This window comes from Sporosarcina sp. resist, from assembly GCF_014302295.1.
Lineage (GTDB): Bacteria > Bacillota > Bacilli > Bacillales_A > Planococcaceae > Sporosarcina > Sporosarcina psychrophila.
Genome location: NZ_CP060287.1, coordinates 630,594 through 649,397, shown reverse-complemented (window position 1 = coordinate 649,397; position 18,804 = coordinate 630,594). Strand labels below are relative to the sequence as shown.

General features: G+C 40.0%; 16 protein-coding genes and 1 riboswitch. Of the genes, 3 read left to right on the top strand and 13 right to left on the bottom strand.

What is annotated here, in order from left to right; all coding sequences use genetic code 11:
* The first annotated feature begins 283 nt into the window (after positions 1-283).
* Positions 284-461: riboswitch (Lysine riboswitch) on the top strand.
* Between the two features lie 122 nt (positions 462-583).
* Positions 584-1,468, top strand: a complete 885-nt coding sequence (gene dapA / locus H7992_RS03160) for a 4-hydroxy-tetrahydrodipicolinate synthase (RefSeq protein WP_187046615.1) — start codon at positions 584-586, stop codon at positions 1,466-1,468.
* A 105-nt stretch (positions 1,469-1,573) separates the two neighbouring features.
* Here dapA and H7992_RS03155 read toward each other — a convergent pair whose 3' ends face one another.
* From H7992_RS03155 to H7992_RS03130, 6 genes are all read right to left on the bottom strand, one after another.
* Complete coding sequence (locus H7992_RS03155; RefSeq protein WP_187046614.1) at positions 1,574-2,140, bottom strand: DUF4256 domain-containing protein; 567 nt, start codon at positions 2,138-2,140, stop codon at positions 1,574-1,576.
* A gap of 115 nt (positions 2,141-2,255) precedes the next feature.
* A complete protein-coding gene (gene phoU, locus H7992_RS03150) occupies positions 2,256-2,909 on the bottom strand; it encodes a phosphate signaling complex protein PhoU (protein WP_187046613.1) in 654 nt (217 codons plus the stop codon).
* 19 nt (positions 2,910-2,928) lie between these two features.
* Positions 2,929-3,699 (bottom strand): phosphate ABC transporter ATP-binding protein PstB, encoded by a 771-nt coding sequence (gene pstB / locus H7992_RS03145; protein WP_067213825.1) that lies wholly within the window; start codon positions 3,697-3,699, stop codon positions 2,929-2,931.
* A gap of 76 nt (positions 3,700-3,775) precedes the next feature.
* Entirely contained in the window at positions 3,776-4,603 is an 828-nt protein-coding gene (gene pstA / locus H7992_RS03140; RefSeq protein WP_067205651.1) for a phosphate ABC transporter permease PstA, read from the bottom strand.
* Between the two features lies 1 nt (position 4,604).
* Positions 4,605-5,519: a phosphate ABC transporter permease subunit PstC gene (gene pstC / locus H7992_RS03135; protein WP_187046612.1), complete on the bottom strand. Its 915-nt coding sequence runs from the start codon at positions 5,517-5,519 to the stop codon at positions 4,605-4,607.
* A gap of 58 nt (positions 5,520-5,577) precedes the next feature.
* On the bottom strand, positions 5,578-6,420 hold the full coding sequence (locus H7992_RS03130; protein ID WP_082786475.1) for a phosphate ABC transporter substrate-binding protein: 843 nt from the start codon (positions 6,418-6,420) through the stop codon (positions 5,578-5,580).
* 1,280 nt (positions 6,421-7,700) lie between these two features.
* Here H7992_RS03130 and H7992_RS03125 point away from each other — a divergent pair.
* On the top strand, positions 7,701-8,399 hold the full coding sequence (locus H7992_RS03125) for a ferredoxin reductase domain-containing protein (RefSeq protein ID WP_187046611.1): 699 nt from the start codon (positions 7,701-7,703) through the stop codon (positions 8,397-8,399).
* A gap of 50 nt (positions 8,400-8,449) precedes the next feature.
* On the opposite strand, the gene rlmD is transcribed toward H7992_RS03125, so the two are convergent.
* The 3 genes from rlmD to H7992_RS03110 all read right to left on the bottom strand — a co-directional run bounded on the left by rlmD (position 8,450) and on the right by H7992_RS03110 (position 12,878).
* Positions 8,450-9,811, bottom strand: a complete 1,362-nt coding sequence (gene rlmD / locus H7992_RS03120) for a 23S rRNA (uracil(1939)-C(5))-methyltransferase RlmD (protein WP_187046610.1) — start codon at positions 9,809-9,811, stop codon at positions 8,450-8,452.
* A gap of 698 nt (positions 9,812-10,509) precedes the next feature.
* A complete protein-coding gene (locus H7992_RS03115) occupies positions 10,510-11,535 on the bottom strand; it encodes a cytochrome d ubiquinol oxidase subunit II (RefSeq protein WP_067205642.1) in 1,026 nt (341 codons plus the stop codon).
* On the bottom strand, positions 11,532-12,878 hold the full coding sequence (locus H7992_RS03110) for a cytochrome ubiquinol oxidase subunit I (protein ID WP_187046609.1): 1,347 nt from the start codon (positions 12,876-12,878) through the stop codon (positions 11,532-11,534). The genes H7992_RS03115 and H7992_RS03110 overlap by 4 nt, the downstream gene beginning before the upstream one ends.
* 382 nt (positions 12,879-13,260) lie before the next feature.
* Between H7992_RS03110 and H7992_RS03105 the strand changes: the two genes are divergently transcribed.
* Positions 13,261-13,689, top strand: coding sequence for an NUDIX hydrolase (locus H7992_RS03105; protein WP_187046608.1), 429 nt, complete (start codon positions 13,261-13,263; stop codon positions 13,687-13,689).
* Between the two features lie 438 nt (positions 13,690-14,127).
* On the opposite strand, the gene H7992_RS03100 is transcribed toward H7992_RS03105, so the two are convergent.
* The 4 genes from H7992_RS03100 to gatA all read right to left on the bottom strand — a co-directional run bounded on the left by H7992_RS03100 (position 14,128) and on the right by gatA (position 18,797).
* On the bottom strand, positions 14,128-15,066 hold the full coding sequence (locus tag H7992_RS03100) for a diacylglycerol kinase (protein WP_067205634.1): 939 nt from the start codon (positions 15,064-15,066) through the stop codon (positions 14,128-14,130).
* A gap of 81 nt (positions 15,067-15,147) precedes the next feature.
* Positions 15,148-15,717 carry a thioredoxin family protein gene (locus tag H7992_RS03095; RefSeq protein ID WP_187047776.1) on the bottom strand — a complete coding sequence of 190 codons (570 nt, stop codon included), beginning with the start codon at positions 15,715-15,717 and terminating at the stop codon, positions 15,148-15,150.
* A 183-nt stretch (positions 15,718-15,900) separates the two neighbouring features.
* Entirely contained in the window at positions 15,901-17,331 is a 1,431-nt protein-coding gene (gatB, locus tag H7992_RS03090) for an Asp-tRNA(Asn)/Glu-tRNA(Gln) amidotransferase subunit GatB (RefSeq protein WP_187046607.1), read from the bottom strand.
* A gap of 2 nt (positions 17,332-17,333) precedes the next feature.
* Entirely contained in the window at positions 17,334-18,797 is a 1,464-nt protein-coding gene (gatA, locus tag H7992_RS03085; RefSeq protein ID WP_187046606.1) for an Asp-tRNA(Asn)/Glu-tRNA(Gln) amidotransferase subunit GatA, read from the bottom strand.
* Positions 18,798-18,804 lie beyond the last annotated feature (7 nt).

Here is an 18,804-nt window from a genome sequence, read left to right as displayed (position 1 = left end):
CATGATTAGATGCATAGTCTTTCTTAAAAGTAAGCAAGAAGCACATTATACAACGTGCAAGAGTGCCGGAAATAGTCCAGTGAAAATGAAGGTCATCAAGCCCTTCTCACTAGTACTTTATTCAAATAAATGGGTCATCAACAGACGAAATAACATTTAAAAGAATATCAAGTCCCCATTAAATTCAGAACCTTTCTAGAACTCGGCACCTTTCCCTTGCAATTGCGTTAGAATAGAGGTAAGGTTTGTCTAATTAGAAATTCACTTATTTCAAAAATTTTGAAGTAAGGATAGAGGCGCAAAGACCATCAGTACACACGTGGAGGATGATGAGATCCTGTGACATTTGTGGAAAGGGGAATTTGCCGAAGTGGAGAGAATCTCATTTTCTTGAAGCTGGTTCTGTGTTGAATAAACACAGAATTGTCATATAGGAAACTATATGGAGGGCTATCTTATGCAAAGAAATAATTTATTATTTCTACTGCAACAACGAGCCCTTGTTGTTGCTTTTTTGCGTTCATTCACTAACTGCCCTTCTTCCTCTATTTTTTTAAAATAAATTATAGGATGTGGAGAAATAATGAATTTCGGACAAGTATTAACTGCTATGGTGACTCCTTTTGATGAAAATGGTGAAATTGATTTTCAAGCTACAAAAAACTTAATTAATTATTTAATTGCTAATGGAACAGATGGCTTAGTGGTATCTGGTACAACAGGAGAGTCTCCGACGTTAACAGAAGAAGAAAAGGTCAAATTATTCAAGTTTACAGTGGACGTTGTGAATGGCAGAGTTCCGGTGATTGCTGGTACAGGCTCGAACAACACAAAAGGATCAATTGAACTAACAATACTTGCAGAAGATGTAGGTGTCGATGGTATTATGCTCGTTGCGCCATACTATAACAACCCATCTCAAGAAGGATTATATCAACACTTTAAGACAATTTCGGAGGTCACATCTTTACCGATTATACTTTATAATGTTCCCGGACGCAGTGTTGTCAACATATCTGCTGAAACAGTCATTCGCCTTTCAAAAATACCTAATATCGTTTCTATTAAAGAGGCAAGCGGTGATTTAGATGCGATGGTCGAAATTATTACTCATACACCTGAAGATTTTTCATTGTATAGCGGTGATGATGGTTTAACAATTCCAGTGTTATCAATTGGTGGAACAGGTGTTATTTCTGTAGCATCCCATGTTATAGGAAATGAAATGCAAACGATGGTTGAACATTTCAAAAGCGGCAATATTCAAGAGGCCGCTAAGGATCATCGTAGACTACTACCTATAATGAAAGCACTTTTTGCTGCTCCAAATCCATCACCTGTAAAAGCAGCTTTGAATTTAAAAGGAATCCCTGTCGGTGGTGTCCGCTTACCTATGATTCCTTTAAACGATGAACAACTAAGTTCACTACAACAAGCACTAAATATCCATGAAAAAGTAATTTTTTAATAAACCATTGTGACAGGTACCAGGTTCTAAAACAATTCACAAATCAATAAGAACCTGGCACCCCTCACTCTATCTCATCGTCTATAAGCTTAGTGGGTGCAAAATTTAGACCCTCAGCGAGCCACGGAACCCCCTGGCAGCATAGTAGGATTCTGCTCCATTGTGATACACAAAGACAGTGTCGTAGCGCCAATCACAAAAGATAGCCCCTCCGAGTTTTCTAATATTGGCAGGTGTTTGCACCCAACTCGATGTTTTCATATCGAACTTTCCAAGTTCCTGCAACTCCCGGTATTGTTCTTCCGTTAAAAGCTCAATGCCCATGTCGGAAGCCATATCAAGAGCATTATTTTCTGGTTTATGCTTTTTTCTTGACTCCAACGCTTCTAGGTCGTAACAAACACTTCTACGGCCTTTAGGGCTTTCTATTGAACAGTCATAAAAAATATATTCGCCCGACTTTTTATCATGACCAACAACATCCGGTTCACCACCGGTTATTTCCATCTCATTAAGCGACCATAGTTTTTCAGTATTCGCTTCCAACTTCGCTTGGACTTTACTCCATTCAAGTTCTTTATGGCGATTCATGTTTTTCTCAAAACGAGCTTTCAATATTTCGAGTAATTCTTCACGTTGTTCTAGTGACAACTCCTTGTTTCTCTTTGTCATACTAGTTTCCTCCCCTATTTTTTTATTATGTATAGAATACTCTTAATTTTTATTACGAGCTACCTTAAATAAAAACGGAGGAGAAAATTTTTCATTTTTCTCCTCCGGTTTTATTTTATGAATTGAAATCATATATTTGACCTTTAATCAAATATGCTGCGCTTTCAGCGATATTTGTGATATGGTCTGCTGTTCTTTCAAGATAACGATTTACAAATAATAATTGGACAAGCTGATTTGTTTCTTCTGGATGTTCACTTAGATACGTAGTCAGTTTTTTATAGTTTTCACGACTGCATTGATCCACTTCATCCTCTAAGTCGCCAACTTCTTTAGCAAGTACCATATTTTCCTCTAAAAAAGATTGGAGTGCTTTTCGGAGCATTTCAATTGATATGTCTTTCATCTTTTCTACATGTGTGATTTCCAGTAAAGATGTTGTTTGACCAATCTTAATGGTTGATTTTGCAATATTTACGGCAAAATCCGCAATCCGTTCAATTTCAGACGAAATTTTAAGTACACCAATAATTTCGCGTAAATCCCTTGAAATAGGCGCTTCTTTTGCCATAATCCAGATTGCAAACTGGTTAATTTCCACTTCAAGTTTATCTATTGCTGTATCTCCCTCCATGGTTTTTATAGCAATTTCAACATCTTGTATTTTCAAGGCTTTAACTGATTTTTCTAAGGCAATAATTGATAGTTCACCCATTTCGGTGATTTTACTTTTTAATTCCTCTAAATTTTTCTCGAAGTTTTCACGCATGATCCTTTGTTACCCCCTGTTATCCGAATCGACCTGTGACATAATCTTCGGTTCTTTGATCTTTTGGCGTAGAGAAAATATTATCTGTATCATCGTATTCAACAACTTCTCCATTTAAGAAAAATGCTGTTTTATCAGAGATTCGTGCAGCTTGTTGCATGTTATGAGTAACAATAACAATCGTATAATCTTTTTTCAATTTCGTGATTAGTTCTTCGACTTTTAACGTAGAAATTGGATCTAGTGCGGAAGTAGGCTCATCCATTAATATAACATCTGGTTTCATCGCAATGGCACGTGCAATGCAAACACGTTGTTGCTGACCACCAGACAAACCTAGTGCTGATGTTTTAAGACGGTCTTTTACCTCTTCCCAAATCGCGGCTCCGCGTAAACTTTCTTCCACAATTCGATTTAATTCTTTTTTATTTTTTATGCCTTGCCCCTTTGGACCATAGGCAACATTATCGTAAATGCTCATTGGGAATAAATTTGGTTTTTGAAATACCATTCCCACTTTTGTGCGTAATTTAATTACATCACTTGAATTATAAATTTTTTCATGATCAATGACAACTTCACCTGTAATTTTCACACCATCAATTAAATCATTCATTCGGTTTAATGTTCGTAAAAAAGTGGATTTGCCACAACCTGAAGGACCGATTAAAGCAGTAACCTCATTTGCACGAATAGCAAGATCGACGCCGAACAGCGCTTGTTTCTCACCATAGAATAAATTCAAATCCGTTACATTAATTTTCGATGTACCTACTTTATGTTGCTCCATATGCGCAAATACCTTTCCTACTTGATTTTGTGTGATTGCTGGTTCCATTACTGCTGTACTCATTGATAAGCACTCCTTATTTGTTGGTTCCTTTGTTTAACTTTTTTGATATGTAGGTTGCTGAAAGGTTGATGATCAAAATGAGAACGATTAAGACGATCCCCACTGCTGCAGCAAGTTCAATGTCTCCCGATTCTTGTGTGACTAAATAGGAATGAACCGTTAACGTTCGAGCCGATGAAAAGATTCCATTTGGCATGGCAGCAACAGTTCCGGCTGTTAAGAAAATAGCAGCTGACTCGCCAACAATTCGTCCAACAGAGAGGATGATACCCGATAAAATCCCCGGCATGGCATTAGGTAAAATCACCTTATATAAGGTTTGTAGCTTCGTTGTCCCAAGTGCTAACGAACCTTCACGATAGGAAGCCGGTACTGTTTTCAATGCTTCTTCTGTTGTTCGGATGATGACAGGCAAAACAATAATCGTTAATGTTAATGAAGCAGCAATAATGGACATACCTAACTTTAAGGTTGTTACAAAGAATACTGCCCCAAACAAACCGTAAATAATCGAGGGGATTCCTGTCAAACTTTCTGTTGCAAAACGTATGATTCTTACCAAACGCCCTTGTTTCGCGTATTCTTGCAAGTAAACGGCCGCTAATATCCCAATGGGTGTTGCGATGATCAATGAAATAACAATTGTGTAGACCGTTGTTACAATCATTGGCCAAATACCGCCGCCTCCAGTTGGTGAATAATCGCCAAAGATGAAATCGAAGCTGATTAAACGAAATCCTTTATAAAAGATGAACCCCACAATCATAACGAGGACAGCAACCGATAAGAAAGCCGAGAACCATAAAAGTCCACGTAACAAGTTATCTTTAAATTGCCTCATCTTAGTTGCCACCCTTCGCACTGATTCTGGCTAATACAAAATTCAAAATTAATATAAATGAGAATAAAACAATTCCCGTTGCAAACAACATTTCTTGATGTGTACCGAATGCATAACCCATTTCTAAAGCAACATTTGTCGTCAGTGGACGAACACTATCTGTAAGGCTCGTAGGGACGATTAAACTATTACCAGCTACTAAGATAACTGCCATCGTTTCCCCAATGGCCCTACCTAAACCTAATACGATTGCCGTCATAATTCCTGACTTAGCTGCTGGTACAATGACTTTAAAAATTGTCCCAATATGAGATACGCCAAGTGCTAATGATCCTTCACGATATGTATGAGGGACCGCACGAATCGCTGTCTCTGCTACAGTCACAATTGTGGGTAACATCATGATTGCTAGCACAAGAATAACAGCTAGTAAACTTTGTCCTTTCACTAAACCGAACGTATCTTGTAAAAATGGAACAATGATTGCAAGTCCAAATACACCATATAATACAGATGGGATACCAGCTAGCAACTGAATGGCTGGTGAAATAATTTTAGCTACTCTTTTAGAGGCAATTTCCGCCAAGAAAATCGCTGTAAATAATCCAATAGGAACCCCAATAATTAATGCTCCAACTGTTGCATAAATGGATGCAACAATCATTGGGAAGATACCGAATTTATCTTCACTCGGTACCCAATCAGTACCAAAAATAAAATCTATAAAGCTATAACCACCTGCTACAAAGGGATGAGCTCCTTTATAAAATACAAATCCAATGATTAACAATAAAGTGATAACTGAAAGAAGTGCGCAAATCAAGAAAATTCTTGAAGACACCTTCTCTAACAAATACTTCCTTTTATTTGCTTTACCGATTGCTACGGCCTGCTCGTTAGTTGTTGGGATAGACACACTTTATTCCTCCAAAATCACACTCAAAATTATGGTTCTGTTTTTCTTTAAGAATCTTTTATTTTATAGGAATAGCTCCTGCTTCAGCTGCAATGAGTTGTCCATCTTCACTTAAGATGAAATCTATAAATCGTTGGCCATCCTCTGTTAATTGACCTTCTTTATATAGAAATAAGAATGGTCTAGACAAACTGTATTGTTCTTTTAGAACATTTTCTGCATTTGCTGCTACGCCATTAATGTCGATTGTCGAAATGGAGTCATCGATATATTCAAATGAAATAAAGCCCACTGCATGTTTATTGTTCCCTACTGTTGTTTTAATATTACCGTTACCACTTGCAATAATTGCATTTCTTATTAATTCGCCAGAGCTGTAATCGACAATTTCTTGGAAAGCATCACGTGAACCTGAACCATCCTCGCGAGAGACAACAACGATTTCCATATCATCTCCACCAAGTTCTTTCCAGTTCGTCACAACTCCAGTAAAAATCTTCTTTACTTGCTCCATCGTAAGATCTTTTATTTTGTTAGTTGGATGAGTCACTACTACAATTCCATCATAAGCAATAACGACCTCATTCAATCCACTCGCTATTTCTTCATCCTTTAAATCTCGTGAAGACATACCGATTTCAGACACGCCACTGATTGCGTTGGTAATACCCGCAGATGAACCAATTTGGTTTATTTCAATATTCGTTTTGTCTTGCTCTGAATATTTGTGGGCTAGTTTTTCAGCAAGCGGCCCTACAGATGTTGATCCTGAAATAGACACTGTTGCGTTACTACCTTTTGACGCTTGTCCGTTAGGTTCATCATTGCTTGTACATGCGGATAGTATAGTAATTAGAGACAGCGTTAATAATCCCATTTTCACTCTTTTCAACCTAGTCATTTGTGACCTCCTAGAAATAGGTTAGGAACTTTTTTATGTCGTATCTTGTCTAATACTAGAATAATCGCCTAGTGTAAATTTTCAACAGGTATTTTGTAAAGCTTTTGTAAATTTCATTAAAAGCAAGATGCTTTATGTTAAAAATTGTTAAGAATTAATACTCGACAAGATAACTTAGGATGAGTTGAAATTAAAACTTAAATACCTTCCATTTATTTCACAGTCATTCTAAGTAGATTGAATACATGATTTCAATTTTATAGTCTCAAACAAAGCTGTGTAATCATCTCGTCATGTCATAGAATACAGTTTCCAAAAGAACCGCCTTTTGTCCCACTGATGGTTTTGAAGGTTTACCGAGTGATATTCCCTTCTTTGTAAGCAGACCTATAACTATTAACTGTAAAGGGATGATGACCGATTATTTGAGCAATCTAATTGATTTTGGACGCCCTATTGGTTATCTCTATACCCGCTAGGAAGAGCTTAAAATCTTTAAATCAACTATGTTGTTTATTTAGTTTCTTATTAATTTTTAAAATCGATATATTAAACACTGGAATTGTAAAAAGCTTGAGGATTCAAATTTGAATCCTCAAGCTTTTTACATTTATATAGTATGTAAGTCTAACCATGCCAACTCTTCGAATAAAGCTTTTAAGGAACAATATAAAACTGTTCGTTTCGAATTGCACCAAAGAAATTATATGAAAATCTCTAATTGGATGAAAGATGGCACTATATACTTTGACTACACCTCTCTATTTATCCTATCTAACCAGTTTACCGATGAAATTCCCCATACCATTTCACAATTACCCTGCCTATTTATCGTTTGACTATGTCTGTATAAGAGCCAATTACATGGTGATTGGCATATATTACTCAACATAAAAGGTGAAGAATCAAGTTAAAAATGATTCTTCACCTTTCATTCAATATCTCGTTTCAAATCTCCAACCATGCAACGCATTCGACATATGTGTATTCACCTACACCATCATTCATGTATATATTTCAGTTGCTTCCCTTTTAAATAGTTGTTTGTCATCAAATACTTTAACTAACAAGAAGTGAGTATGAAGAAATTAATTTTCGCATGCAACATTGGATTCATAGTTCAATGTTACATAGGAACTTTTTATTAAGTATTCTAGCTAACCTGATTTAATTAAAGTTTTTTTGCAAGACTTGAAATAAAAACCCATTTAATTGATAATCGTTATCAACTACTATATATTTAATAGTGACAGAAAATATAAATGTAAAGGGAGAGTATAATGCAAATATACTGGACTAAAATAAATAAAATTATTGAAGAAACTCCTGAAGTGAAAACATACTTGCTCGATCGTCCGGAGGACTTTTCATGGGAGGAAGGTTCCCACACTCATTTCGCACTTAAAGGTTTTAACGCTGGAGATAAGCCGAACCGTGGCTTAATTCGCCACATGTCAATATCCACTTTACCTCATGAAAATTCAATTGGCATTACAACACGTATCAGAGAACATTGCTCCGAGTTTAAAGCGACCTTAAGAAATCTTGAAGTTGGCAATGAAGTTGCAATATTTAAAACTCATTCGAATATACCACTTAAAAGAGAAAACAAAAATGTTTATCTATTGTCATCAGGCGTTGGCCTGGCAACTTTCAGACCACTTGTACTTGATTACTTTGAACGTGCGGAAAACGTCAATCAAGTTCATTCCTTAAACATCGATTCGTCAAAGGATTTCCTATTCTCTACTATTTTTGAATCTGCACCTGATAAGAAATTCATATCACGGTTCGTCGATAATCGGAAAGACTACTATGAAGAAGTGAAAAATCTAACTGCAGATAAAGACGGACAGTTCTATATAGTTGGCAGTGACGAATTCCTCATGCAGAATATTGAATTGCTGCGTGAACAAGGGATCAAACCAGAACAAATTATGCTCGATAAACGTCAACAGCAACTGTCTGAGTTTTTATGATTTTAAAAACGGGAAAAGATTCACCTTTTCCCGTTTTCCTTATCCTCGAATCAAATCTCCAACCAAGCCACACACTCCACATGACTCGAATGAGGGAACATATCAACCGGCTGTACTTCCTGCGTGCGATAACCGCCATCTTCAAGTATGCGTAAATCCCGTGCAAGTGTACCTGGATTACATGATACGTAAACAACACGTTTTGGCTTATACTCCAAAATTGTTTTCAAAAGTTCTTCGTCGCAGCCTTTACGCGGTGGATCAACAACCAGCACGTCGAATCGTTTGCCATCTGCATACCATTTCGGAATGACGACTTCAGCAGGGCCTGCTTCGAAATGCGCGTTATTTATGCCATTCAATTCCGCGTTGCGTTTAGCGTCTTCGATTGCTTCGGGAACGATTTCAACGCCATAAACTTCTTTTGCTTTTTGTGCGATGAACAACGAAATTGTACCAATACCGCAATACGCATCGATGACAGATTCATTTCCTGTTAGCTGTGCGTACTCTAGTGCCTGTCCGTAAAGAACTTCCGTCTGTACAGGGTTCACTTGGTAGAAAGAGCGTGCAGATATTTCGAAATCGATGTTGCCGATTGAATCGACAATAACCGGTTTCCCGTATAACAAAACTGTTTCATCACCGAAAATAACGTTCGTTCTCTCGGTGTTAAAGTTTTGCATAATTGACGTTACATTTGGAACGACACGTTTAATAAGTTCTATGGCTGCATCTTTCTGCGTAAATTTCTTTTTGCGCGTTACTAAAACAACCATTACTTCGCCTGAGGTCCGTCCTTTCCGGACAATTAAGTGACGAAGCAAACCTAAGTGAGTCTTTTCATCATAGGCATCAACGCCGATTGCATGTAGCTCATATTTCAACATAGCCATTAGGTCATCTGCTTCATGACTTTGGATGAGACAGATATCTGTGTCAACGATGTGATGTGTACGAGATTTATAAAATCCAGAAACAACTTTGCCATCCCGCTCACTGAAAGGTATTTGTGATTTATTGCGGTAGCGCCAAGGGTCGTCCATCCCATTTACTGGGTGCACTGGCACATGGGGGAGTTTTGCGACACGGTCCATTACATCACGTACTGTTTTACGCTTTTGCACAAGTTGACCTTCGTAAGACAAGTGTTGCATCTGACATCCACCGCATTCTGAGAATACATGACAAGGCGGTTTTACACGATCAGGGGATGCTTTCGTTATATTTAACAGCCTGCCAAAGCCGTAATTTTTCAATGTTTTACCTACTTGTATATCAACCTCTTCGCCTGGAAGCACACCGGGGATGAAAAGCGGATAGCCGTCCACTTTTGCTACGCCCGAACCATCGTGCGTTAAATCTTCTACGTAGACGCTGAGACGATCGTTTCTATTTACACTATATGACATTATATTTTCCTCCAAATTTCAGATGTCTTTAGTTTACCATGCTGAGAGTGAAAAAACAGATGTCGCATGGGCATCTATTAGACAATACATGTACTTTACTGTGGGAGTAGATTTTTTTTGGCTAGTCGGCACTTGTATATGCTCGGTTGGTCCACCCATATAATCGGTAAACTAACCTATATGATCGGTCAGTGTACACTTATGATCGGTTGCCTACTTTTAGGATCGGTTCGCACACACTTATGATCGGTTGCTACTTTTATAATCGGTCAGCACACACTTAGGATCGATTGCCTACATATATGATCGGTCAGCACGCACTTATGATTGGCTACCAACTTTTATGATCGGTTAGCACACGCTTAGGATCGGTTGCCTACTTTTATGATTGGTCAGCACACGCTTATGATTGGCTACCAACTTATATGATCGGTCAGCACACGCTTAGGATCGATTGCCTACTTTTATGATCAGTTGCCTTCTTATATGATCGGTTCGCACCCACATACGCCCGCCTACCGATCTCCAACAAAAAACAGACGCCACAATCGACGTCTGCTCTCTTTTACTTTTCTTTTTCAATCTGCTTCTTTATGGCTCCATCCATTGGTGCAATAACGAACGCAACGACGAGTCCCCCGATGAGGACGATGAAAGGTGCGTAAAACATTAAAAAGTGATTCATGGACCATTCCTCCTTATGCGTGGTAGTCGCCTTTTCCGCGGACGTAGTCTTTATCGAATAGGAATAGACGCATGAGCAAGTACAATGACGGAATCAGCAGCCCAAGTCCCATGATGAACACCACGATAAGCGAGATGGCCATGGCCGGGTTCGTGAAGCTGTCGTAAATCGTCAAGTACGGGTACAACAAGTATGGATAATGGGACGCACCATAGCCAAAGAAGGCGAAGGCAAACTGGCCCACTAGCAATAGGAACGCGAGTCCGTAATTACGGCGCTTCCAGATTAGCCAAACCGTTCCGATGAACATGATAAACGAGATAAGGAACATCGGCCAGAAGTTTTGGATGTTAGTGTAATGTTCCGGATTGTGATTTCTTAGTTCGAATATAATGCCCCCTGCTGTGATAATTGTCGGCAATGCCCAGATGAGCGCATATTTCCGAATCATATTCGTCGCTGCAACATCACGTGCTTTATTCGCATACCAAGTCAGGAATACCGCCGATATATAAAGCGTTGCGGCGATGCTTAACACAACGATCGACCAGGTCAACGGACTGGAGAACAGCCTCCAATAATCGAGTACGGGATTGCCATTTACCATGTCGATAAATCCACCTTCAGAAATGGTAAGTACGATGGACAGCGATGCTGGAATAAGTATTCCAGCAAGGCCGTACATGAACGAATACCCTTTGTGTCCACGTGCCCCGTATGTCTCAAATGCATAATAGGAACCACGGATGGCCAGTAGGATAATCCCAATGCTGACGGGGATTAATAACGTCGTTCCATAATAAAACGCTGTTTTCGGGAAAAACCCAATAATCCCCACAAAGAAGAACACTAAGAAAACGTTGGTCACTTCCCAAACAGGCGATAAATAGCGCTGAATAATGTTGGTCAAAATATGCTGACGGCCAGTGAGCGTGCTGTAAGCATTGAAAAAACCTGCTCCAAAATCAATGGCACCAATCAGTATATAACCGAACAGGAAAGTCCATAGAACGGATATGCCTAGTATCTCAAGTGTCATAGCACGTCGCCGCCTTTCTCCGTATCACGATCTTCAATTTCGCGTTCAACTGGATTGTTGCGGAACATTTTTCTCAGTACGACTATACTACCGACTCCTAGGACAAGATAAAGCAAGCAGAACAAGATAAGCATGGAGTCAACATGTCCGCTCGTCGTAGCAGCGTCCTGCGTTCGCATAATGCCTCTTAGAATCCATGGCTGTCTACCAACTTCAGCAAGCCACCAACCGGCTTCAATCGCTACTAGTGTTAGCGGGCCACCGAGTACGATAAGCCAGCGGAACCATTTCGTAGAAACCATTTTCCAACCTCGTTGAACCCCCAACCAAAATACGCCCGATAGAAGGGTCATCCAAATACCAATTGACACCATTATGTCGAATAAGTAATGAATGTAAAGTGGCGGAACCTCATCTTCAGGGAATTGATCCAGACCAGCTACCTCTTGAGTAAAGCTACCGTGTGCAAGGAATGATAATGCATATGGTATTTCGATGGCATATTTAACTTCTCCATCTTTGAGAATGCCGTACATTATCAGCGGCGCATTTTCACTTGTTTCAAGATGCCATTCTGCGGCAGCCAATTTTTCAGGTTGATACTCCGCTAAATATTTCCCTGAGAAGTCACCGATAATTGCTGATGCAATTGCAAAGACAAGCCCAACTTTCATCGTTAGATAAAGTGCTTTTTTGTGGTATTCATGATTCGAACCTTTTAACAGGCGGAACGCTGCAATCGCTGCAAGCACAAAAGCAGCTGTCATATAAGAAGTCGCAACAACGTGTGCCACTTTCGTCGGCATCGCTGGATTGAACATCGCAAGTAGCGGATTGACGTTAACGAATTCACCATTAACGATATCAAACCCTCTTGGTGCATTCATGAATGCGTTAACGATTGTGATGAACACCGCAGAAAAGGATGCTCCGATGGCAACCGGAATAAGTAATAGAAAATGTTTCTTTTGGTTTTCAAAACGATCCCATGTATATAAGTAAATACCGAGGAAAATTGCTTCGAAAAAGAATGCAAACGTCTCCATAAATAACGGAAGTGCAATGACGTTCCCTGCAAGTTCCATGAAATTAGGCCATAACAAGGATAATTGTAAACCGATTGCGGTTCCTGTTACGACACCAACGGCAACTGTAATGATAAAACCTCTTGCCCAACGTCGTGCAAGTAAAATATAGTGATCATCGTTTTTCTTTATGCCAACCCATTGTGCGATCATAATCATCAACGGTACTCCGACGCCAATTGTTGCATAAATAATATGGAATGATAAAGTTGTTTCGGTTAAGACCCTTGAAAAAAAGACTGCTTCTTCATTTCCCATCTGCGTATCCCCCTTTAGCTCCCGAAGATTTTACCGAAAATTGATAACAGCATAATTCCTGCAATAATAAATGCAAGCCATATAAGTCTTTTTTCATGTATTTTGTACACTTGCACCATGTCCTTTCAAATACATCATGATTCTATTGTATACCCTCTATACCACCCAGTAGTTACGTTTAAAACGATTTACATGAACTATTTGTGACTAGACATATTGAACAAGTGAATACCAATATAAAAAGTGAACGAAGGCGTTCAACAATGAATAGCTTTAATGAATTCAATGAAATTCTTTATTTCAACAAATATGTAGCAAAGTACCTGCTTGCCGGAGGACGGAATATTGTGTATATTTAATAAACTAAAGCGGGGTGAACACAGTGGAACTAAAAAGAAAAATATTAGCTTATATTACAAAAGGTGAGGGTACCAATCGTGAAATTCTGGTGTTCGAGCATAAAGATAATCCTAACGCCGGCTTACAGGTCCCCGGAGGAACAATTGAAGTTGACGAGCTTCTGATAGACGCATTATATCGGGAAATCGAAGAAGAAACAGGTATTAATAGAGAAGATTTAGAGTTGAAAGGGAAAGTTATTAAATCGAATTACTTCCCTGAACATAAGAATGTTATCTATGAAAGGAATATTTTTCACCTCACGTTTATCGGTAAAGAACATGATGGGTGGGAACACCGTGTATATGGAGGTGGCGAAGACGACGGTATGATATTTATCCATCGCTGGGTACCCATCAACAAGTTGCCCGAACTAGCCGCCAATCAAGATCAGGCAATAGAATTTATTTAAGAAAAGCGAAAGGCGCCCGCAAGACGCGACAGGCATAAATCAATCCAGCGGCATGGCGCTCTTTGCCATATAGCTGGATTGTTTTCAAGGAACCTAGCCTAAGTACGCCGCGTCCTGCGGCAACGGCTACGTGACCCACATCCTGTGGGCCTCCGAGCGGCTGGAGTCTGGACATAGAAAAGCGAAAGGCGCCGTCCTGTCGCAACAAGGAGGGATGTAATTCAAATCCCTCCCCACTCATACCTGCATCCTTGCATGGCCTACTTCAAGCCCCACAGCTGTACTGTACTTTAAAGCTACCTAACCTAGACACTGCTCCAAAGTGACATTCTTATATTTTCTTATCTTTTTTAGAAAATGAGCTGTAGGAATGCCCACTTTCGGCATCCTTACAGCTCATTTTGTCCAATCTACTAACTACCTAATCCTGACTGCAATTTACGACTCTACAGAAGAATCCGGTAGGTCTACTCGATCCTCATTCCGTAATTCACTCATAGGAACAAACATCTCAATATGCCTATAAAGATTTTCAAACCTTGCCGGTAATACTCCACCGTATTCTCCATCTAGATTGAGGAGTACCTTTTCAGTGGATGTCACTGTGATTTTTTCTGCTTTAGTTGAAATAACAAGCGGATCATCTAGATGCTCACCTCTGAGAGCAAGCGAAACAACACGTATGAATTCAGCGATATTACACTTTTTCAGGATGAGCAAAGTGAATTTCCCGTCATTAATGCTTGAACCAGGGGCAAGTTTTTCAAAGCCGCCGACTGAATTCGTTAAGCCGACGAGAAACATCATTGCTTCATCCTCAAATACTTCACCATCGTATTCAATCTTGACGTGAGTAGAGTGGATCGACGGCAACATCTCAATACCTTTTAAATAATAAGCAAGCTGCCCAAGTACTGTCTTCAATCTGCTTGGGACATCATATGTCAATTCGGTCAATCTGCCGCCACCTGCAATGTTAATAAAGTGGCGATCGTTCATTAAACCAACATCGACAGGTATCGTTTCTCCACGAATGATAATATCTACCGCTTCGTTAATATCACGAGGAATACGTAACGCGCGCGCAAAGTCGTTCGTCGTTCCAGTAGGAATAAGTCCAACTTTGGGACGATTGTCAAATGGACTCACGCCCGCGATGACTTCGTTCAATGTGCCATCCCCACCTGAAGCAATTACAAGGTCAAAACCAGCTTCTACAGCATGTTTAGCTGCTTCTGTTGCATCTCCTTCACACGTTGTCGCATGACAAGATGTTTCATAACCGGCCTTTTCAAGCTTCTCGAGTACCTCACCCAGGTGTTTGCGGAATGCTTCGCGTCCCGACGTCGGATTATAAATAATTCTTGCTCGTTTCATCCGTAATTCCCTCTATTCGTACATATGTTTTTTAAAAGAATCAGCTAAAATGCTCGATTAATAAGACATGCCACTTGGCACTTAAGATTGTTTCTGCAATACCGGTAAGAATGTTTTACGAATGTCATCGTATACTGTCAACCACAGCTCTGGCTTGGATGTATATTCGGCAGTAATCCGCTCGATGAATGCCTGTTGTTTTTCTTTATAAACTGGTGAATCAGCTGCAGGTAAGTCTTTGCGCAATTCTAAAACATATTCTTGAATGGCAGTTGCTCGCGGTCCCCATTTCGCCTCGACTTCCCCGTCTTCATCAAGCAATAAGTATACAGGAATCGACCTACCTCCATTTGTCAGATGTTTGTCGATTAAGTCCGTATCTGCATCACGGTATGCCGTACGTACGTCAAGACCCGCGGCTTCCGCTATTCTTCGAAGAACCGGATTATTCATCATAGCGTCTCCGCACCAATCTTCCGTAATGACTAAGATATTCGGTTTCTTTGCTTTTAATAGCTCGATGAATTCATCATCTGCCGGCACTTCGAATTGTTCATAAATGCGAAAACTTTCTTCTTTATGTTTTTCCATCTTATTCATATACTGTTCGAGTGAAATGGCTTCATCAAAGTATTGTTGTTCAGTTTTCATCAATCATCCACACTCCTTTTCTTTAATTGTACGTCGTCCCTTCCCGCGAATCAAATTACGAGATTAAAAAAAGACGCTCTGTACAGGGACTTGGAAAAGTCTTATGCAGAACGTCTCAATTAAAAATAGGAAATAATAAGTTTTCGCCTAAAAATGGTGTCAAGGCGCCTTACGCTTTTCTAGTTACCTCTTCGCAATTTCCTCAAGAAGAATTTTATTAACGAGTGGCGGGTTTGCCTGCCCTTTCGTCGCTTTCATAATTTGACCAACGAGGAAGCCTACTGCGCGCTCTTTCCCGTTTTTATAGTCTTCAATCGATTGTTCATTTGCATCTAATGTTTCAGTGACGATTGTTCGAAGCGTGCCTTCATCAGAAATTTGGACAAGCCCTTTTTCTTTGACGATGTCTGCTGCATTTCCGCCGTTATCAATCAATTCCTTGAACACTTTTTTCGCGATTTTAGATGAAATTGTACCATCTGTAATCAGCTTAATCATACTTGCAAGTCCTTCAGGCGTTAATGCCGTAGCATCAAGTTCTTTTGCCTCTGCATTTAGATAAGCTGAAACTTCACCCATAAGCCAGTTAGATGCAAGCTTCGCATCCGCTCCCGCCGTAACAGTTGCTTCGAAGAAATCAGACATATCTTTTGTCAGTGTCAATACCATCGCATCGTAAGCAGGTAAGTCAAGGTCGTTGATATAACGGTCCTTACGAGCGTCCGGAAGTTCTGGAATTTCAGCACGAACACGTGCCATCCATGCCTCATCGATATGAATATCTGTCAAATCAGGTTCAGGAATAAAGCGATAATCATTCGCTGGACCTTTGACGCGCATAAGAATTGTTTTACCTGTTGCTTCATCGTAACGGCGTGTTTGCTGTTCGATTTTACCACCGGATAATAAAACTTCTTCTTGACGATCCACTTCATATGCGATTCCTCTACGAACGAAGTTGAATGAGTTCAAGTTTTTCAATTCCGTTTTCGTTCCAAATTCCTCTTGTCCAAACGGACGGATAGAAATGTTGGCGTCACAACGGAGTGATCCTTCTTCCATACGGACATCGGAAACACCTGTGTATTGAATGATAGCTTTCAATTTTTCAAGGAAAGCATACGCTTCTTCAGGAGACCGTACATCAGCTTCAGTTACAATTTCAATTAATGGTACACCTTGTCTGTTTAAGTCAACAAGCGAGTGACCTTCATCGGTATGTGTTAATTTCCCTGCATCTTCTTCAAGGTGAACGCGTTCAATACGAATCTTTTTCTTTTTACCATCAACTTCGATTTCTACCCAACCGTTTGCACCAATTGGACGGTCATCTTGAGAGATTTGGTAAGCTTTCGGATTATCGGGATAGAAGTAATGCTTACGGTCGAAATTAGTAATAGGCGCAATTTCACAGTTAAGTGCCATTGCAGCTTTCATACCGAAATCAACTGCTTGTTCGTTCATCACCGGTAATACACCTGGATAAGCCAAGTCAATCACATGAATGTTCATGTTTGGTTCCGCACCAAAATGTGCATGAGCTGGGGACATGATTTTCGAATTTGTTTTAAGTTCTACGTGGACTTCAAGTCCTACTACTGTTTCAAAGTTCATTATTATTTCCCCTCCCATATGACTGGAGTTTGTGTATGGAAATCAGTCGCTTGTTCGTAAGCATGTGCAACTTTGTAGAGTGTCGCTTCATCGTAATGTTTCCCGATAATTTGAAGACCAAGTGGAAGTCCATTCGAAAATCCGCATGGAACCGAAATTGCCGGTACACCCGCAAGGTTAATCGGAACTGTTAAAATGTCGTTTGCATACAGCGTCAACGGATCTTCTAGTTTTTCACCAATTTTATAAGCCTTTGTCGCAGATGAAGGTCCGATGATTACATCGTATTTTTCGAAAAGAGTAGCAAAGTCTTGTGCAATGAGTGTACGTACTTTTTGCGATTTCACATATAAACCACCGTGTTGAGCTGCACCTAATGAATACATACCGAATAAAATACGTTTTTTCACTTCATTGCCAAAAGCTTCAGAACGTGTACGCGCGTATAATTCTTCAAGATCCTTGACGCCTTCAGCACGATAACCGTAACGAATCCCGTCAAAACGAGCAAGATTCGATGATGCTTCAGAAGATGATATGACATAGTAGACTTCAGATGCATACTTCGAATGTGGAAGTGAAACTTCTTCCCACTCGGCACCAAGTGATTCGAGTACTTTGAGCGCTTCCAATACTGCATTTTTCGCTTCTTCAGATACACCTTCACCTAAATACTCGGCTGGAACGCCGATTTTTAAGCCTTTGATGTCGCCGGTTAGTGCAGCACGGAAATCAGGAACAGCCTGCGGAGATGTAGATGAATCTTTTGCATCTAAGCCTGCAATTGCACTTAGTAGCAATGCATTGTCTTCAACGTTGCGCGTAATCGGACCAATTTGGTCTAGTGATGATGCGAAAGCAACAAGACCTGAACGAGACACGCGACCGTATGTTGGCTTCATGCCGACAACGCCACAGAATGCAGCGGGTTGACGGACAGAGCCGCCTGTATCTGAACCAAGTGCGAATGCTACTTCGCCGGCTGCAACTGCCGCCGCCGAACCGCCTGATGAACCTCCGGGAACGTAATCAAGATTCCATGGATTATGTGTCGTTTGGAATGCAGATCTTTCTGTCGTCGATCCCATCGCAAATTCATCCATATTCAGTTTCCCGATTGTTACCATTCCTGCTTCATTGATTTTATCAACCACTGTCGCATCGTAAACTGGTACGAAGCCTTCAAGCATCTTACTAGCAGCAGTTGTAACAATGCCTTTTGTAATGATATTATCTTTCAGACCGATCGGTAACCCGAATAGAGGTCCCCGTCCTTCTAATGGCTGGTTGTCCAATTCTTCCGCTTTAGCGAGTGCCTGTTCGCCATTTGTTGAGAGGAAAGCTTGTACTTTTCCATCCATCTTTTCAATACGGGCTAGTGACTCCTCCGTCAGTTCTTTGACAGATACTTCCCGATTATGTAATAGCGACTGAAGTTCTGTTGCCGTCTTTTCAAATAACGTCATTTTTCTT